Raw genomic sequence first — 22,265 nt, forward strand, 5'->3', positions numbered from 1 at the left:
CGGTCGGCGCCGACCGGAGGGCGTGTGTGAGGGGCCTCACCCGATGTGCGGGTCGGGCCCTTCCGCCGTCCGACGCGCAGGTGGGGGAGCCTTCACCGGCATATCCGGAGTGTCTCGTTCGGATGGTTTCTTCCGGAACGCGGGATTCGTGGAACTTCACTGGTGCGCCAGGAGTCTTCCGGGGTGAGGGCGGCCGGCAGCAGGCCGACCGCCGCATGGGGGAAGAACGAAGCGAACACGGGGGTGTTCCATCGTGACCGACATCATCGAGCGCATCACGGACCGCCTTGCGGGCGACGAGGACCAGAGCGCGGAGAAGGCCCCGGTGGACGGCGAACTGACGCCGTTCGTCGCGCCGTTGACCGTCCCGCCCGTCCTGCGCCCCGAGCACGGGGACGTGCGCGAGGAGACCGAGATCGCGCTGCGGCCGACCTGGGTGCGGCTGCACCCGCAGCTGCCGCCGACCCTGATGTGGGGCTATGAGGGCTCGGTGCCCGGCCCCACCATCGAGGTGCGGCGCGGACAGCGCGTCCGCATCGCCTGGACCAACCGCATCCCGGCGGGCGAGTATCCCGTCACCGCCGTCGAGGTGCCGCGCGGGGACCCGCGCGAGGACCCGCCGCCGAGCACCGAGCCCGGCCGCGCGGGCGTCGAGCCGAACAAGGACGTGGCGGCCCTGCCCGCCTGGTCGGTGACGCACCTGCACGGCGCGCAGACCGGCGGCGGCAACGACGGCTGGGCGGACAACGCGGTGGGCTTCGGCGACGCCCAGCTCTCCGAGTATCCGAACGACCACCAGGCGGTCCAGTGGTGGTACCACGACCACGCCATGAACATCACCCGGTGGAACGTGATGGCGGGTCTCTACGGCACCTACCTCGTCCGTGACGACGAGGAGGACGCCCTCCAACTCCCCTCCGGCGAGCGGGAGATCCCGCTGCTCGTCGCCGACCGCAACCTCGACACGGACGAGGGCGACGGCCGGCTGAACGGCCGCCTGCTGCACAAGACCGTCATCGTCGACCCGAAGAACCCGGAGACGGGCAAGCCGGTCTCCCTGCCCTTCTCCGGCCCGTACACCACGGTCAACGGCCGCATCTGGCCGTATGCGGAGGTGGACGCGGCCTGGTACCGCTTCCGCCTGGTCAACGCGTCGAACGCCCGGATCTACGACCTGGTGCTCATCGACGAGGACGACAACCCGGTACGGGGCGTCCTGCACCAGATCGGCAGCGACGGCGGGCTCCTGCCGCGTCCCGTGCCGGTCGACTTCGAGGGGGCGCTGCCCGCGCTCACCGTCGCGCCGGCCGAGCGCATGGACCTCCTCGTCGACTTCCGGGGGCTCGCGGGCCAGCGGCTGCGCCTGGTCAACAAGGGCCGCGACCAGGCGCCCGGCGTGCCCGACCCGGCGAACGACGTGCGCTATCCGCAGGTCATGGAGTTCCGGGTGGGCGAGTGCGCCGAGCCGGACACCTTCGAGCTGCCGGAGATCCTCTCGGGTTCGTTCCGTCCGCTCACGCACGACGTCCAGCACGGCCACCGGCTCGTCGTGCTGACCCCGCCCGCCACCAAGGGCGGGGGCGGTCACCCGGAGATCTGGGAGATGGCCGAGGTCGAGGACGCGGGCGACATCCAGGTCCCGACCGAGGGGATCATCCAGCTGCGCGGCGCGGACGGCAAGGTCAAGACGTACCGCCGACTCGCGCGGACGTTCAACGACGGCCTGGGCATCAGCATCGCCGAGGGCAGCCACGAGCAGTGGAGCTTCCTGAACCTCGCGGTGAACCCGCCGGTGACCCACCCGATGCACATCCACCTGGCGGACTTCCAGCTCCTGGGGCGCGACGCGTACGACGTCTCGGGCTTCGACGTCACGATCGGCGGCACCCGCGCGCCGGTCGCCCTCGACCCGGACCGGCGCATCCCGCTCGCGCCGAACGAGCGCGGCTGGAAGGACGTCTTCCGGGTCCCCGGCGGTCAACTGCTGCGCGTCATGGGCACGTTCGACGGCGCGTACGGCCGTTTCATGTACCACTGCCACTTCCTGGAGCACGAGGACATGGGCATGATGCGGCCCTTCGTGGTGATGCCGAAGGAGGCACTGAAGTTCGACCACGGCGCGGGCCACGGCGGCGGGCACGGGGGTCACGCGGCCTAGGGGCGTGTCCGGTCCCCGCACGGCCGGTCCGGGGACCGGGGGCCACGCTCGCGGCGCGTCGACCGGCGCGGGGCGAGGGCCGTACAGCTGGACACCGCCTCACCCGTTCGTGAGGCGTCGCCGCCGGGTCACGCCGGGTAGGGCTGTGGCCGGAGGCGAGCCATGGATCAGACCACGTTGCGTCCCAAGCCGATGCCGGGGGAGAACCCCGGCCAGAACCCGGGTCCGGCCCCCGGGCACCACCCCGGGAAGCGCTGGGCCAGGGGCCCGGGGCAGGGGTGGCGCAAGAGCCGCGCGCACCACCCGGGGAACGGCCCGGGAACCACCCCGGGGAACGGCCCGGGAACCGGCCCCGGCAAGGGAGCGGGCAAGACACCGGGGAAGGGCCACCGCCCGCACGCCGCGAGGCGCCGCGGCAGGCGGCTGACGACGCTCCTGTTCGGCCTGCTGGTCGCGGCGATATTGGTGCTCTCGGGCGTCGGACTCGGCACCGTGAGCGCCACCGTCATAGGCATGAGCAAGCTGGCCGAGATGCAGAAGGCGGCGCAGAAGGCGCCCGGAGGAGCCCCCGGGGCGAAGCCGCCGGCGTCCGCTGGTGCTGGTGCTGGTGCTGGTGCTGGTGCTGGTACGAGTACCGGTGCAGGGGCGAGCGCGGGTGCGGGCGCGGCTCCGGACGGGGCATCGGGTACGTCCTCCGCGCCGGGCGGCCGGCCGGAGCCCGGTGCCCGTCCGCCCGCGGGCCCGGTCAGGACCGCCACCCTCGGCGTCGAGGCCGTCGACGTCCCCGGTGGCGCGGGCGCGCTGCTCGTCGGCGTCCACATCCCCGGCCCCGGCTACACCGCGGGCCTGGTCCGCGGGGACACCCTCCTCGCCGTCGGCCGCACGCGCGTCACCTCGGCGGCCGGACTCGCCGCGGCGGTCGGCGCCGCACGCCCCGGCAAACAGACCACGCTCACGGTGCGCCACGAGGGCGGCGGCCGCCAAGTCCTCTCGGTCCGGCCGGGCGTCGTGACATGAGCCGCCGGACCCCGGGTTCGCGGTCGCGGACGGCTGCGGGCAGGATGCCGACAGAGGCCCGGACAGGGACGACCCGGCAGGGACGAAGCGACCACAGGAGATCCTCATGAGCAGCGCGCCCGCGCCCTTCACCGCCGACGACTACCGGGCCCGCATGGAGCGCGCCGCCGCGAGCGCCGCCGAGGCGGGCCTCGCGGGCCTCCTCGTGGCCCCCGGCCCCGACCTCGTCTGGCTCACCGGCTACCGGCCGACCGCCCTCACCGAACGCCTCACCGTCCTCGTGCTCGCGGCCGGGCAGGAACCCGTCCTCGTCGTGCCGACGCTGGAGGCCCCGGACGCCGAGCGGTCGGCCGGCGCGTCCGCGCTGACCCTGCGCGACTGGACCGACGGCAAGGACCCGTACGCCGTCACCGCGCCCCTCCTGGACGTGTCCGGGCGCTTCGGCGTGAGCGACAACGCCTGGGCGATGCACCTCCTCGGCCTCCAGCAGGCGCTGCCCGGCACCTCGTACGTCTCCCTCACCGAGGCGCTGCCCATGCTCCGCGCCGTCAAGGACGCCGCCGAGCTGGAGCGGCTCGCGGCGGCGGGCGCGGCGGCCGACGCGGCGTACGAGGAGATCCAGAAGGTGCCCTTCGCGGGCCGCAAGGAGACCGACGTCGCGGCCGACCTCGCGGACCTGCTGCGGCGGTTCGGGCACTCCCAGGTGGACTTCACCGTCGTCGGCTCGGGGCCCAACGGCGCCAATCCGCACCACGAGGCGGGCGACCGCGTCATCGAGCACGGCGACATGGTCGTCCTCGACTTCGGCGGCCTGCTGCACGGCTACGGCTCCGACACCTCCCGCACCGTCCACGTCGGCGAACCGACCGCCGAGGAGCAGCGCGTGCACGACGTGGTGCGCGAGGCGCAGGCGGCGGGCTGCGCGGCGGTGCGGCCCGGCGCCGCCTGCCAGGACGTCGACCGCGCGGCCCGCGCCGTGATCACCGAGTTCGGCTACGGCGAGCGGTTCATCCACCGCACCGGTCACGGCATCGGCGTCACCACCCACGAGCCGCCGTACATGATCGAGGGCGAGGAGCGGCCCCTCGTCCCCGGCATGTGCTTCTCCGTGGAGCCCGGCATCTATCTGCCGGGCCGCTTCGGGGTGCGCATCGAGGACATCGTGACCGTCACGGAGGACGGCGGGCGACGCCTGAACACCACCGCCCGCGAGATGGCGATCGTCGGCTGACGCCGGGCGAGTCCGCGGCGGACCTCGGACCTGAGGAGCGGTCCGCCGCGGACCGGACCTCGGACGTACCGCGCCGCGGACCTCAGGCGAAGTCCGTGCGGGGCCCGGTGCGCGGCTCGCGGCCCGGGTAGTACGCGAGGACGTCGTACGGGTAGGGCAGCGGCCGTTCGCTCGCCGTGCTCAGCCGCTCGTGCTGCTCGGCGGTCAACTCCCAGTCCACACAGCCGAGACTGTCGGTCAGCTGCTCCACCGACCGCGCCCCGACGATCGGCGCGGTCACGCCGTCCCGCTGGAGCAGCCAGCGCAGCGCCACCTGCGCGGGCGGCCGCCCGACCTCCTCGGCGACCGCCACGACCGCGTCGACGACCCGCCAGGTCTCCTCCGTGTTCCGCTCCCGCCACGCGCCCGCGCCGCGCGTGCCCTCGGGCGGCGAGTCCATGCCGCGGCGGAACTTGCCCGTCAGCCAGCCGCCCGCCAGCGGGCTGTAGGTGATCACGCCGACGCCCTCCGCCGCGCTGAGCGGCAGCAGCTCCCACTCGGTCTCCCGGGCGAGCAGGTGGTACAGCGGCTGCAGACAGGAGTACGGCTCCCAGTCCCGCGCCCGCGCCACGTCGAGGGCCTTCTGCAACTGCCCGGGGGAGTGGTTGCTCGCGCCCAGGTACCGCACCTTGCCGGCCTTCACGAGACCGTCCAGGGTGGACAGGGTCTCCTCGATCGGCGTCGTCGCGTCCCACACGTGCGTCTGATAGAGGTCGATGTGGTCGGTGCCCAGGCGGCGCAGGCTCGCCTCGACCGCCGCCACGATGTGCTTGCGGCTCAGGCCGCCCGCGTTCGGCGCCTCGCCCATGGTCGCGAACACCTTGGTGGCGATGACGAGTTCGTCCCTGCGCCGGCCCTTGAGCCAGCGGCCGAGGATCTCCTCGGAGACCCCGCGGCCGCACATGTCGGCCGTGTCGACGAAGGTGCCGCCCGCCTCCGTGAACGTGTCCAGCATGCGGTGCGAGGTCGCCTCGTCGGCGCCGCTGCCGAACATCATCGCGCCGAAGCACACCTCGCTGACGCGCAGCCCCGTACGGCCCAGAAATCGCTGCTTCATGATCCGCCTCCCCTGAGTCGTGCCTCACCCTAGGTACCGTGTACGGACGCCCGCGCCCTTCCGGCAGGTCGCGCTACGCCACGCCGAGCACCGCGCACGACTCGGGAGGCAGCCGGAGCACCCCGTCCGCGCCGGGGGACTCGACCGGCTCCCACGCGGCGAGCACGCGTGCGTCGCGGGCGCCCAGCGGGATGGCCACCGCCTCCTCGCCGAGGTTCACACCGATCCGGAGGTCCCCGCGGCGCAGCGCGAACCAGCGGGCCCGCTCGTCGTGCGCGACCCGCACGGCCGCGAGGTCCGGGTCGGTGACGTCGCCGCGCGTGCGCCGCAGCCTCAGCAGGTCGCGGTGCCAGGCGAGCAGGCGCGCGTGGTGGCCGTTCGTGGGCTGCGACCAGTCGAGGCAGGACCGCTCCCGGGTGGCCGGGTCCTGCGGGTCGGGGATGTCCTCCTCCGCCCACCCGTGCGCCGCGAACTCCCGCCGCCTGCCCCGGCGCACGGCCTCGGCGAGCTCGGGGTCGGTGTGGTCCGTGAAGAACTGCCAGGGCGTCGTGGCGCCCCACTCCTCGCCCATGAACAGCATCGGCGTGAACGGGCTCATCAGGGTGAGCGCGGCCGCGCAGGCGAGCAGACCGGGGGAGAGCCCGGCCGAGAGGCGGTCCCCCTGCGCGCGGTTGCCGACCTGGTCGTGGGTCTGCGCGTAGCCGAGGAAACGGTAGGCGGGCGTCCGCGCCCGGTTCACGGGACGCCCGTGGGCACGGCCGCGGAACGTCGAGTACGTGCCGTCGTGGAAGAAGCCGCGCGTCAGCGTCTTGCCGAGCGCGGCCAGCGGGGCCCGCGCGAAGTCCTCGTAGTAGCCCTGCGACTCCCCGGTGAGCGCGGTGTGCAGCGCGTGATGGAAGTCGTCGTTCCACTGCGCGTCCATGCCGAGGCCGCCGCTCGCGCGCGGGGTGACGACCCGCGGGTCGCCGAGGTCCGACTCGGCGATCAGGGACAGCGGCCTGCCGAGTTCGGCGGCCAAGTCGGCGACGGCGGCGGAGAGTTCCTCCAGGAAGTGGCACGCGCGTGTGTCCCGCAGCGCGTGCACCGCGTCGAGCCGCAGGGCGTCGATCCGGTAGTCGCGCAGCCAGGCCAGGGCGCTGCCGATCAGATACGCGCGCACCTCGTCCGAGCCGGGCGCGTCCAGGTTGACCGCCGCGCCCCAGGGCGTGTGGTGCGTCTCGGTGAAGTACGGCCCGAACGCGGGCAGATGGTTGCCCGACGGGCCCAGATGGTTGTGCACGACGTCCAGGACGACGCCGAGCCCGAGCCCGTGCGCCGCGTCGACGAAGCGCTTCAGCGCCTCGGGCCCGCCGTACGGCTCGTGCACCGCCCACAGCGACACCCCCTCGTAGCCCCAGCCGTGCCGGCCGGGGAAGGGGCACAGCGGCATCAGCTCCACGTGCGTGACGCCGAGGTCCGCGAGATGGGCGAGCCGGTCCGCGGCCGCGTCGAGCGTGCCCTCGCGGGTGTACGTCCCCACATGCAGCTCGTACAGGACCGCGTCCCGCACGCCGCGCCCCGCCCAGGGGTTGCGCCACGCGTACCGGTCGTCGTCGACGACGGCGCTGAGGCCGTCGGGCCCCTCCGGCTGGCGCCGTGACCGCGGGTCGGGCAGCACCGGGCCGCCGTCCAGCGAGAAGCCGTAGCGCGTCCCGTCCTCGGCCGGCTCCTCCGCCGCCCACCAGCCCGCGCGGTCCGCGTCACGCTCCAACGCGCGCGTGGCGCCCGCGCACTCCAGTACGACCCGCTCGGCATCCGGCGCCCACACCTCGAACCTCACCGAAAGTTCCCCTCGTCAGCCGTCCGTCACCTGGTGGGTCCCATGGTGCGTCAGCGGCGCCCGGCCCGTGGGTGATCCGGATCCGTTCGACCGCCGCCAGCCCCTTTCTGGACACCCGGGGCGCGGTTGCCCGACAATCTCCAGGTGACATCCTCTTTCGAGTTCTCCACGCACCCCGCTCGGGTCACGGACGCCGAGCGCGACCGGGCGCTGGAAGCACTGAAGGAGGGCGCCGCCGTCGGCAGGCTCTCGCACGACACGTTCATGCGGCGCATGGAGCTCGTGCTCGCCGCCCGCCGCCCCGACGAACTGGCCGTCCTCACCGCCGATCTGCGCTCCGAGAACCGCTGGTCGCGCATGGTGCTCGGCAGCGTCGGCGCCGTCTCCGGCTTCACGATGAAACTGCGCAGGGCCTGGCAGGCCGAGCGCCTGCCGAAGCTGCTGCTGCCCTCGCCGGACAGCCCCTATCCGCTGCGCATCGGCCGCGACCCGGCCAACGGCCTGCGGCTCAGCCACGACACGGTCTCCCGGGTGCACGCCGAGCTGCGCCGCCAGGGCGGCGTCTGGGTGCTGCGCGACCTCGGCTCGACCAACGGCACGTCCGTGAACGGCCGCAGGGTCGTCGGCGCCGCCCTCGTCCAGGACGGCGACATGGTCAGCTTCGGCCGGATGGCCTTCCGGCTCGCGGTGAGCTGAGCCCCGCCCGCAAGCGGGCCCTCACGCGCGCGTGCGGTCGATGTCGGACTGCACACGCGCGTGCCGTGCGGCGGCGACCGTCGTCCGCGACTGGTGCTCGACCTGGTGCTCCAGCGGCACCCAGCGCGCCCTGAACCGTTCGGCGAACGCCTCGCTCCACTGCGTCACCAGCCGCTCCAGTCGCGGCGCGGACCGGTCGCCCGCCTCGTTCAGGACCCGCAGCAGCATCGCGGCGGCCCGCAGCGGCAGACGTCTGCCGAACGCGTCGACGCTCCCGATGTACGCCATGCTCGTGCCCGCGGGCGGCAGCCGCCCCCAGTCGTCGGCCAGGCCCGGCACCAGCGCCAAAGCCCAGTGCGCCGCCCGCAGCAGCGGCCCGTCGGCGCCGGGCAGCCGCGGCAGCGCCTCGGCGAGCACGTCCTCGACGAGGCGCGCGTCCCGTCTCAGGCGCCGCGCGAGGCCCCGCAAGGCCCGCACCGGCGCCGGGTGCGCCGCCGGGTCGTCGACCAGGTCGCTCGCCCACATCGGCACCTCGACGATCGCGGTACGGCCGCCGTAGCGGTGCGCGTGGTGCCAGGTCGTGAGCCGGGCGTCCTCGGGCAGGCTCGGGTAGGCCGCGTCCGCGCCGGGGCTCGGCAGGACGTGCACGCCCGGCCCCGAGACCGGCCAGCCCGCCGCGTCGGACGCGCCCGTCTCCACCGGGATGTGCAGCTCCGCCGCCGACTTGACGAACGGCTCCACGAGGCCGGGGATGTCCTTGGTCAACTGCACCCAGCTGCCGCCCAGATCGGTCCCGTGCAGGGACACCTGGAGGTAGGGCCGCACCTCGTCGATGACGGCGGTCAGGGCGCGGGTCTCCGGCGGCAGCCGGTCCGGCGGCAGTACGGAGGGCGACCACTCGGGCTGCTCCGGGCCCGCCGGGCGGAAGAAGTGCCGGTGGTAGTCCAGAAGCGTGCGGGGGGCGGGCGTGCGGTGCAGGTGCGCGCCGTCCGGGTCCGCGCACAGCAGGAAGTGCCAGGAGGTGTCGGCGCGCAGGGCCGGCTCGCGCAGGGTCTGCTCGGCGAGGTGCAGGAGCGTGGAGCCGCCGGTCGGTTCGTTGGCGTGCGCGCCCGCGACCACCAGGACGGCGTGGGGGGAGCGCCCCACGGAGAGCAGGTGCAGCGGCCGGCCCGCGCGTGAGGACCCCACCTGGCGCAGGGTGCTCAAATCGGGACGATGGGCCGCCAACTGCCCTGCGCTGTAGTTGAGTTCATTCACACTGGGATAACGCTGCACCGCCAGTTGACTCACCCCCGACTGGTCCGCCACTGACGCCATCGCAGTACGCCACGCCCCGGGGGAGGTGTCAAGCACATGCACGCGCGGTGCATCCCCGGACCTCATCACCCGTACGGGTGTACGGAACCTGCGGCGCGACGCCCGCGGTGGTCCCCTGAACTCACCCGCGCTGCCCTTCGCCGCGCCGACGCACAGGTGGGAGCCCCGCGGTGCGCTGCCTTCCCGTCCCGCCGGACGGCCCGTTCTCCGCGACCTGCGCGACCCGGGGCGCGGTCTCGCGGCACGCCCGTGGGATGGAGGCGGGGCCGGTGCGCGGGGCCATGCTGTCCGGGAGGCACGGAGGTTCCCCCGCCCCCTCGGGCGCGGGCGCGTGCCCCGTGGCCGGGCCGGACGCCACCCCCGTCGCGGTGCGCCCGGGACCCGGGGCCGGGGAGCCCCCGACGGGCCTCCGCGTCCCGTGGGAGGAACCCCGGCGCACGGCCCCGCGCCGCAGGCTGCCCGCGCCCAGCCTGCTGTCGCCCGGCGTCGCCCGGGACCCGTACCCGCTGTACCGCCTGCTCCGCGAGGAGCTGCCCGTCGTGCGCGACGAGGTGTTCGGGGCGTGGCTGGTGAGCCGGTACGCGGACGTGCGGGCCGCGCTCACGCGGCCGCGGCTCGTCGCGCCGCCGCCGGGGCGGACCCTCACGCACATGGAGGGCGCCACCCACCGGGCGCACCGCGCCCTGGTCGAGCCGGGCCTGCGCGACCGCGCCGTCGCCGCTCTGGCCGCGGGAACCTCGCGCACCGCCTACGTCCTGGCCCGTCGCGTCGCGGTGCGTCACGAGGCCGACCTCGTCGCCGAGTTCTGCCAGTGGCTGCCCGCCGCCGCGGTCGTCGCCGCCCTCGGCCTGCCCCGCGAGGACGCCGCCCGCGTCCACGCGTGGTGCCGCGACGGGCTCACCCACCTCGGCGGCCGCCACCGCGACCTGGACGCCTTCCTCCGCCCCCACCTGGCGCGGCGCCGCGCCCACCCCGGCGAGGACCTGCTCTCCGTGCTGTGCGCCGCCGAGGTCGACGGACGGCCCCTGTCCGACGAGAGCGTCACCGGGCTCGTCGGTTCGCTGCTCGGCGGGGGCGGCGAGGCCACCGCCCTCGCGCTCGCCGCGTTCCTCGCCAACCTCCTCGACCACCCACGCCAGTTGGCCCTGGTCCGCGAGCGCCCCGAGCTGATACCCGCGGCCTGGACGGAGTCCCTGCGCCGCGACCCGCCCACCCCCGTCGTGCTGCGCCGCGCGGTCCGCCCGGTCGCCGTGGCGGGCCTCCCGCTCCCCGCGGGCGCCACCGTGGCGTGCCTGGTCGGCTCGGCGGGCCGCGACCCCGCGCGGTTCGCCGACCCCGACCGCTACGACCTCTTCCGCACGGACCCGGGCTCCCTCGCGCACGGCGCGGGACGCCACGCCTGCCTCGGCGCCGAACTCGTCTCCCGCACCGCCGAGTACGGCCTGCGCGCCCTGCTCGACGCCCTGCCGGGGCTGCACTGGGCACCGGGCTTCCGGCCGGCTCCCCAGGGGCTCCTGGCCCGCGGCCCGCGCACCCTCCTCGTCCGCCCCGGGTGAGCGGCGGACGCCCAAGGAGGGCCGGCCCACGAGGGCTCACCCGGGAGAGTTCGACTCAGGAGACCCGCTCCAGGAGCGCCACCGGCGACCCGTCGAAGAGCTCCGCCACGCGCGTGGGCCCTTCGAACTCCCGCTCCGGATCGAGCAGATCGGTCCACCGGCCCACCGGGAGCGCCAGCTCCGTCTCCTGCCAGCCGCCCGCCTCGGCGAGCCGCAGCGACAGCCGTGTCGCCGCCACCAGGACGTCCTGGGAGCGGACGAACGCCACACAGTGCTCGGCTCCGGGCCCCTGGGCGGCCAGCGGCTCGTACGTCGCCGCGTCACCGAACAGCGCGGGCCGCCGCGCGCGCAGCCGCAGCGCCGCCGCGGTGAGCCTCAGCTTCTCCTCCGACAGGTCGTCCCCCGCGGGCCGGGTCCCCGGCTCCTCCAGGGCGTCTGTCCGGAACCGCACCGGCCGCCGGTTGTCCGGGTCGACCAGGGCGCGGTACTCGCCCTCGGTGCCCTGGTAGAGGTCGGGCACCCCGGGCATCGTCAGATGCAGGAGCGCCGCCCCCAGGACGTTCACCCGCACGTGCGGCGCCAGCTCCTGGGCGAAGGAGGCCACCGTGTGCCGCGGCGGCCCGCACGGCCCGGCCGCGACGAACGCGGCCACGGCCTTCTCGTACGCCTCGTTGGGCTCGGTCCAGCTGGTGTGCAGGCCCGCCTCGCGCACGTGCTTGAGGAGGTTGTTCTGCAGCCGTTCCTCGTCGGGGAGGCCGAAGCCGACGGCCGTCTGCCAGGCGGCCCAGGCCAGTTGGGGGTCGGGCGCGCACGTGCCGCCCACGCGCGCGGTCTGCTCGGTCAGCTCGACGAGCAGGTCGGCCCACCGGCCGGGGCACTGCGTCAGGACGGAGACCGCCGCCCGTACATCGGCGCTGCGCTTGGTGTCGTGGGTCGTCAGGACCGTGCCCGAGTGCGGCCAGTCGCGCTGCACGCGCGCGCAGTACGCGTGGAACGCTCCCACGCCCACCGCGGGACGCTCCGGCGCCCCGCCCACCTCCGCCGCCGACAGCAGCGGCGCGTGCCGATAGAACGCCGTGTCCTCGACGGCCTTGGCGCGCAGCGCGGACGCGGTCTGCGCGAACCGCGCGCGGAAGGCGTCGCTCGCCGCCGCGGACACCCCGCCCCCGCGCCCCAGCGCCAGGTCCCGCACGACATCCACCGCCTTGGCCTCCTCGGGCACGCCGAAGGCCGCCCCGGCCTCCTCGGCGGCGCGCGCGGTGAGCACCGACTCGGGAGGCGCACCCCCGGCGACGTAGGGCCGGTAGACGGGAATCCGCACGAGCAGCTCCCGCAGCGCGGTCCGCAGCGCCCACGGCGCGTGGTCGCGCAGCGCCGGGTCGGCCGCGCAGATCGCGGCCGCCTCGCGGGTCAGCCGGTCGACCTCGGCGGCCAGCTCGTGCGTGACGACCTTGTACGCGGCACGCCGCACCGTCGCGTCCCAGTCGCCGCCCCGGTCGGCCGGCGGCGCCGCGAAGCGCCGGTACTGGCCGAGGAGTTCACCGGCGCCCGCCGGGTCCGTGAGGACGCCGTCGACGTGGCGCAGCGCGTCGTAGCCGGTGGTGCCGGCCACCGGCCACGCGGCGGGCAGGTGCTCGCCGTCGGCGAGGATCTTCTCGACGACGGTCCAGCGCCCGCCGGTCGCCCGGTGCAGCCGCTGGAGGTAGGCGCCCGGGTCGGCGAGGCCGTCGGGGTGGTCGATCCGCAGCCCCTCGACGACGCCTTCGCGCAGCAGTCGCAGGATCGTCCCGTGGGTCGCGTCGAACACCTCGGGGTCCTCGACGCGCACGGCGATGAGGTCCGAAATGGTGAAGAAGCGGCGGTAGTTGAGCTCGGTGCGGGCCAGGCGCCACCACGACAGGCGGTACCACTGCGCGTCCAGGAGCTCCGGCAGCGGCAGACGCGCGGTGCCCTCGCGCAGCGGGAACGCGTGGTCGTGGTACCGCAGCACGTCCCCGTCGACCCGCAGCCGCTCCAGCTCGTCGCCGAGCCTGCCCCCGAGGAACGGCAGCAGGACGCGCCCGCCGCCCGCCTCCCAGTCGATGTCGAACCAGCGCGCGTACGGCGACCGCGGGCCCTCGCGCAGCACCTCCCAGAGCGCGTGGTTGTGCCGCGGCACCGCCGCCATGTGGTTCGGCACGATGTCGACGACCAGCCCGAGCCCGGCCCGGCGGGCGGTGGCGGACAGCGACCGCAGGCCGTCCTCGCCGCCCAGTTCCTCGCGCACGCGCGCGTGGTCGACGACGTCGTACCCGTGCGCCGACCCGGGGACCGCCTCCAGCACCGGCGACAGATGCAGATGCGAGACCCCGAGCGAGGCCAGGTGGGGAACGGCCGCCTCGGCGGCCGCGAACGGGAAGTCCGGCTGCAGCTGGAGCCGGTACGTGGCGGTGGGCGGCGGCGGAACCACGGGCCCGGAGCGCTCCGGCGTCATGGGCGTCATGCGAACGTACGTACCCGCCTGGGCGGCTTTCGTGCCATCGACTCATGCGTGTCCGCGCCACCACGTCGTTAGCTTCGGACGATGGCCGAGAACACATGGGACGCGTACCGCACGGTGATCCGGATGACGGGGGCGGCGCTGCCCGTCGTCTCGTTCCTCGGCAGGCTCCCCGTGGCCATGATCCAGTTCGGCAGCGTGCTCCTGGTGACCGAGACCAGCGGGTCGCTCGCCACCGGCGGCATCGTCGCCTGCGCCCTCGCGCTCGGGCAGGTCACCGCGGGGCCGTTCGTCGGGCGCCTCGCGGACCGGCGCGGCCAGCGCGCCGTGGTGCTCGCCTTCTCCCTCGTGAACGCCGTCGCGATCGCCGCCTACACCCTGGGCGCGGTCGCCGACCTGCCCACACCCGCGCTCGCCGCGCTCGGCGTCCTCGCGGGCGCGACGATCCCCGGGATCGGCCCGCTCGCCCGGGCCCGTGTCGTCCCGCTGGTGCGCGCCCAGGGCGGCGACGACCGGCTCGCGGGCACGGTGCTGTCCCTGGAGAGCACCATGGACGAGCTGTCCTTCGTGCTCGGCCCCGCCCTGGTGGGGCTCGCGGCCGTGGCGGGAAACCCGGCGTACGCCTTCGGGGCCGCCGCGCTCCTGGTCGCCGTCTGCGGCACGGGCTTCGCGCTCCACCCGACGGGACGCAAGGCCCGCGCGCTCGCGCCGAGCACGCCTCGCGCGCGTGGGCAGCGGCCCGGGCTGCCCCGCTCGGTGTACGTGGTGCGGACCGGCCTGGTCTTCCTGGGAGTGCTGCTCGGCGCCTGCGGGGCGGGCATCACGGCGCTCACCGAGGAGTTGGGGCAGCCCGGACAGGCCGGGCTCGTCTACGCGGCGATGGGCGTCATGAGCGCCGTCACGGGGCTGTCCATGGCGGCGCTGCCCGAGCGGTTCGGGCTGCCGGCGCGCTGGCGCGTGGCGACGGCCGCGGCGGCGCTCCTGGTGCTGCCGCTGGTGTGGACGGACAGCCTTCCGGGGCTCTACGTGGCGGTCACGCTGTTCGGCGCGATCTTCGCCCCGAACCTCATCACGGGCTTCGCGCTGACCGAGCGTGCCGTGCCGCCGCAACGGCTCGCCGAGGGCATGACGTTCGCGTCGAGCGCCTTCGTCGGCGGGCAGGCGGTGACGCTGGCGGCGGCCGGGCGCCTCGCGGAGTCGCGGGGCGCCGCGGCGGCGTTCGCGCTCGGCGCCGCCGCGGCCTGCGCCGCGTTCGTGGTGGCCCTGCAGGCCCGCGACACGAAGCCGCACGGGCCGCTCCGGGAGCCGCTTGGCGAGCGGCCCCACGACGCGCCCCACGACGCGCCCCGCGCCGCCGTCACGCCGGACGCTGCAGCACCGCGAGACTCCGGTCGGCCAGCGTGATCCTGTCCCCGGCCCGCACCTTCGCCGGGTCCGGCGGAACGCCGTCGTCGTGGGCCGTGTCGACCACGATCTGCCACTGCCTGCCGTGGTTGACCGGGACCGTGAACTCCAGGGGCTCCGGCGACGCGTTGAACATCAGCAGGAACGAGTCGTCGTTGATCCGCTCGCCGCGCTGGCCCGGCTCCGAGATGGCGTTGCCGTTGAGGAAGACGCTCAGCGCCTGCGCCTGCGAGGCGCTCCAGTCGTCCTCCCGCATCTCCTCGCCCTCCGGGGTGAACCAGGCGATGTCGGACAGTTCGTCGTGCGTGCCCTGGACCGGGCGGCCGTGGAAGAAGCGGCGCCTGCGGAAGACCGGATGGTCGCGCCGCAGCATCGCCATCGCACGGGTGAAGCCCAGCAGTTCGCTCTCGCCGTGCGGCCAGCGCACCCAGGCCAGCTCGCTGTCCTGGCAGTACGCGTTGTTGTTGCCGCCCTGGGTGCGCGCGAACTCGTCGCCGTGGCTGAGCATCGGCACGCCCTGGGAGAGCATCAGGGTGGCGATGAAGTTCCGCATCTGCCGCGCGCGCAGGGCGAGCACGTCCGGGTCGTCGGTCTCGCCCTCGGCGCCGCAGTTCCAGGAGCGGTTGTGGCTCTCGCCGTCCTGGTTGTTCTCGCCGTTGGCCTCGTTGTGCTTCTCGTTGTACGAGACCAGGTCGTGCAGCGTGAAGCCGTCGTGGCAGGTGGTGAAGTTGATCGACGCCAGCGGGCGCCGTCCGTCGTCCTGGTAGAGGTCGGAGGAGCCGGTCAGCCGGGAGGCGAATTCCGCGAGCGTGCGCGGCTCGCCCCGCCACAGGTCGCGGACCGTGTCGCGGTACATGCCGTTCCACTCGGTCCACAGCGGCGGGAAGTTGCCCACCTGGTAGCCGCCCTCGCCCACGTCCCAGGGCTCGGCGATCAGTTTCACCTGGCTGACCACCGGGTCCTGCTGCACGAGGTCGAAGAACGACGACAGCCGGTCCACCTCGTGGAACTGCCGCGCGAGCGTCGCCGCGAGATCGAAGCGGAACCCGTCCACGTGCATGTCCGTGACCCAGTGCCGCAGCGAATCCATGATCATCTGTAGGACGTGCGGCGAGCGCATCAGGAGCGAGTTGCCCGTCCCCGTGGTGTCCATGTAGTAGCGGGGATCGTCCATGAGGCGGTAGTACGAGGCGTTGTCCAGGCCCTTGTAGGAGAGCGTGGGGCCCAGGTGGTTGCCCTCGGCCGTGTGGTTGTAGACGACGTCGAGGATCACCTCGATGCCGGCCTCGTGCAGCGCCTTCACGGCCTGCTTGAACTCCAGGACCTGCTCGCCGCGGTCGCCCCAGGAGGCGTAGGCGTTGTGCGGGGCGAAGAAGCCGATGGTGTTGTAGCCCCAGTAGTTGTTCAGGCCCATGTCCACCAGGCGGTGGTCGTTCACGAACTGGTGGACCGGCATCAGCTCCAGCGCGGTGACGCCCAGCTTCGTGAGGTGCTCGACGATCGCCGGATGCCCGAGCGCCGCGTACGATCCGCGCAGTTCGTCCGGAAGGTCCGGGTGCAGCATCGTCAGGCCCTTCACATGGGCCTCGTAGATCACCGTCTCGTGGTACGGCGTGCGGGGCGGCCGGTCGTCGCCCCAGTCGAAGTACGGATTGACCACCACCGACGTCATCATGTGCGGCGCCGAGTCCAGGTCGTTCCGCTTGTCGGGCTCGTCGAAGTGGTAGCCGTACACCTCCTCGCCCCAGTCGACGCGGCCGCTCACCGCGCGTGCGTACGGATCGAGGAGCAGCTTCGCGGAGTTGCAGCGGTGCCCGCTCGCGGGTGCGTAGGGACCGTGCACCCGGAAGCCGTACCGCTGTCCGGGCATGATCCCGGGGAGGTAGGCGTGCCGCACGAACGCGTCGGACTCGCGCAGCTCGACCGCCGTCTCCGAGCCGTCGTCGCCCAGCAGACACAGCTCGACGCGCTCCGCGGTCTCGGAGAAGACCGCGAAGTTCGTGCCGGCTCCGTCGTACGCGGCACCTAAGGGGTACGCCTGTCCAGGCCAGACCTGCATGCAATCGACTCTTCCACTAACGCCCCCTCGGGTCGGGGCCACTTTGGCCAGAGTCTCCCCGAAAGTGGGGCAACCACCCAGGAGTTGAACCCGTCTAACCGTCTGACCACATACTCGGTATGCCCATGAATGGGGCGCCAGGGGAGTAGGGGGAGTAAGTGCGAGAGATAGTCAGACGCCACCTGGGGAAGGTGGTGGCGGGCGCGGCGGTTGCCGCGGCCGCGACCGCCGTGCTGGTGGGCGTCAATCTGCCGGGATCGGGGGCGGGCGAGTCGGGGGACCGCCAGGCCAACGCGGCAGCGGCGCAGCAGGACGCCATCGCCAAGGACGGCGTCGTGGAGGCGGCGCCCGAGGAGGGCGCGAAGGGCATCGGCAGCGACCCGCTGACCGACGAGGAGATCAAGCGCGCGGAGAAGGCCTCGGTTTCCGGCCAGATGCGCTCCAGCGCCCGTGACGTGGAGGGGGACCGCGGCCCGCAGCTGCTGTCCACGAACCTCAGCGAGCCGGAGCCGGGCGACAACGGCGCGGCCGCCCCGCGCAGGGCCGAGGTCGTCTACTACGACTACAAGAAGGACGCCGTCATCACGAGGACGGTCAACCTGGAGACCGGCAAGGTGGACGACACGACCACCACGCAGAACGTCCAGCCGCCACCCAGCCAGGAAGAGCTCGCCGAGGGCGCCAGGCTGCTGATCGCGGACCCGCTCGGCAAGGGCCTCAAGAAGGACTTCAAGCACGCCACGGGCAAGGCGCTGACCGGCCCGGACCAGCTCCAGCTGAGCGGCATGGTCTTCCGCAAGGAGACCGTCGAGCGCGTGCCCGCCGACCTCGCCGCGTGCGGCAAGAACCGGTGCCTCCAGGTCGTCACCAAGGTCAAGAACGGCCCGTGGATCGACACCAGGTCCTTCGTCGTCGACCTGAGCACCCGCTCCGTGGGCCGCCTCGGCTGACGACGGCCGCCCGCACCCGACACCACACATCAACTTCTCCTCGTACGAGGGAGTCCACTCCGCAATGCACGTCAACAGACTTTCGCGTGCCCGCAGACGCGCCACGCTGGCCGTCGCGGTCTCCGCGCTCCTCGGCGGCGCCCTCATGTCCACCGCGGGAACCGCCTCCGCGGCCCCGCCCCAGGCGCCCGCGGCGGCGGCCGACTGCAGCGACGCCTACAAGATCGAGCAGACGGTCGACGGCGGCACGACCTGGCGCATGTGCTGGCACTACAACACGCTCTCCGGTCTGATCCTCGACAAGATCAGCTACCAGCCCAAGGGCGAGCCGAAGCCGATCCCCGTCCTCACCAGTGCCCGCCTCGCGCAGGTCCATGTCCCCTACGACGACGGCGAGGCCGAGTACGACGACGTCACGGGCACCGACTTCGGGCAGGCCCTGCAGAACCTCAACGCCGGCGAGTGTCCCGGCGGCACCATCAAGACCGTCAAGGTCCCGCACCGGGGCAACGTGAAGGGCCTGTGCACCACCACGCGCGCGCGTGGGCACGCGTACCGCCTCAACGACGACGCGTCCACCGGCGGCAACGGCAAGGTCTACACCGGCCAGGGCAAGGACCTGCTCGTCTACACCGTGAACAAGGCCTCCTGGTACGAGTACATCACCGAGTGGCGGTTCTCGTCCGACGGCACCATCACGTCCAACGTCGGCGCGACCGGCAGCCTCTCGCCCTACGACTACGACGGCGGCGACAGCCGCGGCTGGCCCATCGGCAAGGGCGACCAGGCCAAGGCCGAGAGCCACGCCCACAACGTCTTCTGGCGCCTGAACTTCGGCCTGGACGGCTCGCCGAAGGCCAAGGTCGAGCAGTACGACTCCAAGGTCACCCCGCCCACCGGCGACGGCAGCCCCACCACGAAGACCACCCGCACCAAGGTCACCAAGGAACTCGCGGGCGACCGCAAGGACATGCGCTGGTGGCGCGTGGTCAGCGGGGCCGGCAAGAACAAGGACGGCCACCCCAGGTCGTACGAGATCGTGCCCGGACCCAGCAACAAGCACGCCGGACGGCCCTTCACCAAGCACGACGTGTACTTCACCGAGTACAAGAAGTGCGAGCAGTACGCGAGCAACAACCCGGGCTGCCCCAACGGAACACCGACGAGCGTCGACAAGTGGGTGAACGGCCAGACCCTCACGCACCCGGTCACCTGGGTGCACATCGGTTTCCACCACATCGCCCGTGACGAGGACCAGCAGCCGATGCCGGTCCACTGGCAGGGCTTCTCCCTGGCCGCGCGCGATGTCACCGCTATGAGCCCGCTCACTCCGCAGGACCTCGCGGACCAGAACGGCCAGCCGCCGCTCGGCGGTTGAGAAACCACCCTGCCCATCGGGCTGCACCGTCCGCCGCTCCCGGAGTACCCTTCCTTGATCGTTGACCGGGGGAGTGGCTCGGGGGAGCGGAAGGCGGTGCGCGGGTGAGCTCGGGTGGGCGGGAGCTGACCCCTGGTGACGAGGGTCACGAGGGGGGCTCCGCGGACGTACCTCCCGGGGCGGTGTCCCTGGCACGGCCGATGGAGATGGGATCCCAGATCGGACCGGAACTGGACTGGGGCGCCGACGCCTGGCGCGAGGTCCGTACGCGTGCCCAGCGGGCCGGCCGGGCCTACATCTGGCTGAATCTGGTGGAGCAGCGGCTGCGCGCGGTCGTGGCCGCTGTTCTGCGTCCCGTCTACGAACCCGTCCACGCCGACGACTGGGTCGTGGCCGCCGCGGGGCCCGCCGGGCAGGAGTGGGTCCAGCGGGCCGTCGCCGTGCGCGAGGTGAGCCGCCGCAAGGGCTATCTGCTCGACCCGGCCGACGACAACGTCCTCAGCTTCCTCACGCTCCCGCAGCTGCGGGAGCTGATGGTGCAGCACTGGCCGTGCTTCGAGCCCTACCTCGACGACCGGCGCGACGTCGAACTGGCCCTGGACGAGCTGGAGGTCACCCGGAACGTCGTCTCGCGCAACCGCGCCCTCTCGGAGGCGGTCCTCGCCCAGGCCGAGCGCGCCTCGGCCCGTCTCCTGGACATGCTCGGCGCGGGCACGGACACGCCCTCCGCGCGGCGCCTGCCCGTGGACGCCGTCGAGGACCTCGTCGGCGACCGGTACGCGGACGTGGTCGGCGTGCACCCGGACCGGGTGCGGCTGCTGCGGCAGTTCCCCGCGGAGGACATCTTCGGCGGCGCCCGCCGCCTCGACGCCATCGGCATCGGCCTCAACCTCCTCGTGCAGAACTTCTCGGGGCGCCGCCTGGTCCGGCTCGCCGAGTCCGGCTGCCGGACCAGGCTGCTCTTCCTCAATCCGGCGAGCAGCGCGGTCAAGCGCCGGGAGCGGGAACTGGGCATCAAGAAGGGCGAGTTGAGCCGCTCCGTCGAGATGAACATCCTGCACATGCGCCGGGTGCGGGCCCGGCTGCGCGACCCGGGCGCCTTCGAGATCCAGGTCTTCGACGAGACGCCGCGCTTCACCGCGTACCTGGTCGACGGGGACGGTGCGGACGGCATCGCGGTCGTCCAGTCGTATCTGCGCAGGACGCGCGGGATGGAGGCGCCGGTCCTCGTGCTGCGCGGCGGCGGCCGGGTGGTCAAGCCGGGCGACCAGGGCGAGGGCGGACTCTTCACGACCTACCGCGAGGAGTTCGAGCTGGCGTGGGCGGACTCGCGGCCGGTGTCGTGAGGCGGGCCGGGGCCAGCTTGGCCGGGGAAACGGAATGCGGCCGTCGGATTGTCAGTGGCGCATGGGATCGTGGTGGTCACTGGGGGAAAGCACCACGAAGAAGGGGGCGGCCATGGGCTGGCACCGGGAGCTGCTGATCGGTTTCGACCTGGAGACGACGGGGACGGACCCCGGCGAGGCACGCATCGTCACGGGGGCGGTGATCGAGGTCAAGGCCGGCGAGACGCTGGGCCGCCGCACCTGGCTGGCCGATCCGGGCGTCCCGATCCCCGCCGACGCGGTCGCGGTGCACGGCATCACGAACGAGAGAGCGGCCTCCGAGGGCCGCCCCGCCGCCGAAGTGGCCGACGCCCTGGCCGACGTCCTCACCTCGTACTGGCAGTCGGGCGTCCCCGTCGTCGCGTACAACGCGGTCTTCGACCTGAGCCTGCTCTCCGCCGAGCTGCGGCGGCACGGCCTGCCGTCCCTGAGCGAGCGCCTCGGCGGCAGCGCCCCGGGCCCGGTCATCGACCCCTACACGATCGACCGCTCCGTGGACCGCTACCGCCGCGGCAAGCGGAACCTGTCGGCGGTCTGCGCGGAGTACGGCGTGGTCCTGGAGTCCGCGCACGACGCGGCGGCCGACGCCCAGGCCGCGGCGAGCCTCGCCTGCGCGATAGCCGACCGCCACCCCAAGATCGCCTCCCTCGGCCCGGCGGAACTCCACCGCCGCCAGATCGAGTGGTACGCGGCATGGGCGGCGGACTTCCAGAACTTCCTCAGGAAGAAGGGCAACGAGGACGCGGTGATCGAGGGCACCTGGCCCCTGCGGGCGACGGAATAGCCGCCGTTCCGCTCCGCGGGCAGGCGTGCCGCGGGGCGGGAGAGGGGGCGTTCAGAAGGGGTACCAGCGGACGGCCTCGTCGCCGTCCCGCAAAGAGGCCACCCTGCGACGGAACTCCGCGAGGGCCTTCGGGTTGGACCCCGCGTGCTGCGCCACCCAGGCGCAACTCGCCGTCTCCCGCGCCCCACGCAGCACCGCACACCCCTCCCACTCCCGCACATCCCACCCGTACACGTCGACGAACCCGTCGTACGCCTCCGGCGAGAGCCCGTACCGGTCGCGGGACAGCGCCATCACCACCAAGTCGTGCTCCCGCAGATCAGAGGAGAAGGTCTCCAGATCCACGAGCACGGGACCGTCCGGCCCGACCAGGACATTGCGGGGCAGCGCGTCCCCGTGGATGGCCCCCGGCGCGAGCCGGGGAGTCAACGCGGCGGCCGCCGCCGCGAACCCGTCCCGCCGCTCCCGCAGATAGTCCGCGTCGGCCGGATCGATCGCGTCGCCCGCGAGCCGCAGCCACCGCTCCACACCGCCGAGCAACTCGCGCCGGGGCAGTGCGAAGGAGGGAGGGTCCAGCTCGTGCACCAGCCGGAGCAGCCCCGCGAGATCCCGCGGCTCGGCGGCCCGCACCGCCTCGGGCAGCCGGTGCCAGAGCGTCACCGGATGCCCGTCCACCAGCCGGGCCTCCGGCTCCGCGGCCCGCACCGCGGGCACACCCGCCCGCTCCAGCCACGCGGCGACCGCCAGCTCGCGCCCCGCACGGTCGAACAGCTCGGGCGCGTCGCGGCCGACCTTGACGACCAGGTCGCCGACGGCGAACACCGCGTTCTCGCCGAGCGCGAGCAGCCGCGCCCCGTTCACCGGAACCGGCAGCTCCGCCGCGTCCAGTACGTCCCGCGCCCGCGCCTCATCCATGACGTGCCTCCCGCACCTCTT

General features: G+C 73.7%; 16 protein-coding genes. 10 read left to right on the forward strand and 6 right to left on the reverse strand.

The annotated features are described in order from the left end of the window. Nucleotides 1–253 precede the first annotated feature (253 nt). From phsA to AOK22_RS27450, 3 genes are all read left to right on the forward strand, one after another. Complete coding sequence (phsA, locus tag AOK22_RS27440) at nt 254–2,158, forward strand: O-aminophenol oxidase PhsA (protein WP_055701403.1); 1,905 nt, start codon at nt 254–256, stop codon at nt 2,156–2,158. Nucleotides 2,159–2,320: 162 nt separating this feature from the next. Next, nucleotides 2,321–3,175, forward strand: coding sequence for a S1C family serine protease (locus AOK22_RS41050; protein ID WP_341845614.1), 855 nt, complete (start codon nt 2,321–2,323; stop codon nt 3,173–3,175). Nucleotides 3,176–3,281: 106 nt separating this feature from the next. Further along, the gene (locus tag AOK22_RS27450) at nt 3,282–4,406 is read left to right on the forward strand and encodes an aminopeptidase P family protein (protein ID WP_055701404.1); all 1,125 of its coding nucleotides are present in this window, start codon (nt 3,282–3,284) and stop codon (nt 4,404–4,406) included. 82 nt (nt 4,407–4,488) lie between these two features. Here the strand turns inward: AOK22_RS27450 and AOK22_RS27455 are convergent, their stop codons facing one another. Together AOK22_RS27455 and treZ are read right to left on the reverse strand one after the other, a co-directional pair. After that, complete coding sequence (locus tag AOK22_RS27455; protein WP_055701405.1) at nt 4,489–5,502, reverse strand: aldo/keto reductase; 1,014 nt, start codon at nt 5,500–5,502, stop codon at nt 4,489–4,491. A 73-nt stretch (nt 5,503–5,575) separates the two neighbouring features. Further along, nucleotides 5,576–7,321 (reverse strand): malto-oligosyltrehalose trehalohydrolase, encoded by a 1,746-nt coding sequence (gene treZ / locus AOK22_RS27460; protein ID WP_055701406.1) that lies wholly within the window; start codon nt 7,319–7,321, stop codon nt 5,576–5,578. A gap of 144 nt (nt 7,322–7,465) precedes the next feature. Between treZ and AOK22_RS27465 the strand changes: the two genes are divergently transcribed. Beyond that, nucleotides 7,466–8,017 (forward strand): DUF1707 and FHA domain-containing protein, encoded by a 552-nt coding sequence (locus AOK22_RS27465; RefSeq protein ID WP_055701419.1) that lies wholly within the window; start codon nt 7,466–7,468, stop codon nt 8,015–8,017. 21 nt (nt 8,018–8,038) lie between these two features. On the opposite strand, the gene AOK22_RS27470 is transcribed toward AOK22_RS27465, so the two are convergent. Further along, nucleotides 8,039–9,334: a M14 family zinc carboxypeptidase gene (locus AOK22_RS27470; RefSeq protein WP_107102044.1), complete on the reverse strand. Its 1,296-nt coding sequence runs from the start codon at nt 9,332–9,334 to the stop codon at nt 8,039–8,041. 338 nt (nt 9,335–9,672) lie between these two features. Between AOK22_RS27470 and AOK22_RS27475 the strand changes: the two genes are divergently transcribed. Beyond that, nucleotides 9,673–10,890 (forward strand): cytochrome P450, encoded by a 1,218-nt coding sequence (locus AOK22_RS27475; RefSeq protein ID WP_244165037.1) that lies wholly within the window; start codon nt 9,673–9,675, stop codon nt 10,888–10,890. 55 nt (nt 10,891–10,945) lie between these two features. On the opposite strand, the gene treY is transcribed toward AOK22_RS27475, so the two are convergent. Then, nucleotides 10,946–13,363, reverse strand: a complete 2,418-nt coding sequence (treY, locus tag AOK22_RS27480) for a malto-oligosyltrehalose synthase (protein ID WP_055701421.1) — start codon at nt 13,361–13,363, stop codon at nt 10,946–10,948. A gap of 90 nt (nt 13,364–13,453) precedes the next feature. Between treY and AOK22_RS27485 the strand changes: the two genes are divergently transcribed. Then, on the forward strand, nt 13,454–14,773 hold the full coding sequence (locus AOK22_RS27485) for an MFS transporter (protein ID WP_079036854.1): 1,320 nt from the start codon (nt 13,454–13,456) through the stop codon (nt 14,771–14,773). Here AOK22_RS27485 and glgX read toward each other — a convergent pair. Beyond that, the gene (gene glgX / locus AOK22_RS27490) at nt 14,727–16,832 is read right to left on the reverse strand and encodes a glycogen debranching protein GlgX (protein ID WP_055701408.1); all 2,106 of its coding nucleotides are present in this window, start codon (nt 16,830–16,832) and stop codon (nt 14,727–14,729) included. The two genes, AOK22_RS27485 and glgX, sit on opposite strands and share 47 nt — an antisense overlap. Nucleotides 16,833–16,990: 158 nt before the next feature. Here glgX and AOK22_RS27495 point away from each other — a divergent pair, with 158 nt between their 5' ends. The 4 genes from AOK22_RS27495 (at nt 16,991) to AOK22_RS27510 (ending at nt 21,329) form a co-directional block, all read left to right on the forward strand. Then, complete coding sequence (locus AOK22_RS27495; RefSeq protein WP_055701409.1) at nt 16,991–17,782, forward strand: hypothetical protein; 792 nt, start codon at nt 16,991–16,993, stop codon at nt 17,780–17,782. 64 nt (nt 17,783–17,846) lie between these two features. Further along, nucleotides 17,847–19,160, forward strand: coding sequence for a copper amine oxidase (locus AOK22_RS27500; protein ID WP_055701410.1), 1,314 nt, complete (start codon nt 17,847–17,849; stop codon nt 19,158–19,160). Between the two features lie 104 nt (nt 19,161–19,264). Next, nucleotides 19,265–20,506, forward strand: coding sequence for an SAV2148 family HEPN domain-containing protein (locus tag AOK22_RS27505; protein WP_055701411.1), 1,242 nt, complete (start codon nt 19,265–19,267; stop codon nt 20,504–20,506). Nucleotides 20,507–20,618: 112 nt separating this feature from the next. After that, complete coding sequence (locus tag AOK22_RS27510; RefSeq protein ID WP_055701412.1) at nt 20,619–21,329, forward strand: 3'-5' exonuclease; 711 nt, start codon at nt 20,619–20,621, stop codon at nt 21,327–21,329. A gap of 51 nt (nt 21,330–21,380) precedes the next feature. Here AOK22_RS27510 and AOK22_RS27515 read toward each other — a convergent pair whose 3' ends face one another. After that, nucleotides 21,381–22,244, reverse strand: a complete 864-nt coding sequence (locus AOK22_RS27515) for a phosphotransferase (RefSeq protein WP_055701413.1) — start codon at nt 22,242–22,244, stop codon at nt 21,381–21,383. Between the last annotated feature and the right edge of the window lie 21 nt (nt 22,245–22,265).

Source organism: Streptomyces silaceus, from assembly GCF_001419745.1.
Classification (GTDB): domain Bacteria; phylum Actinomycetota; class Actinomycetes; order Streptomycetales; family Streptomycetaceae; genus Streptomyces; species Streptomyces silaceus.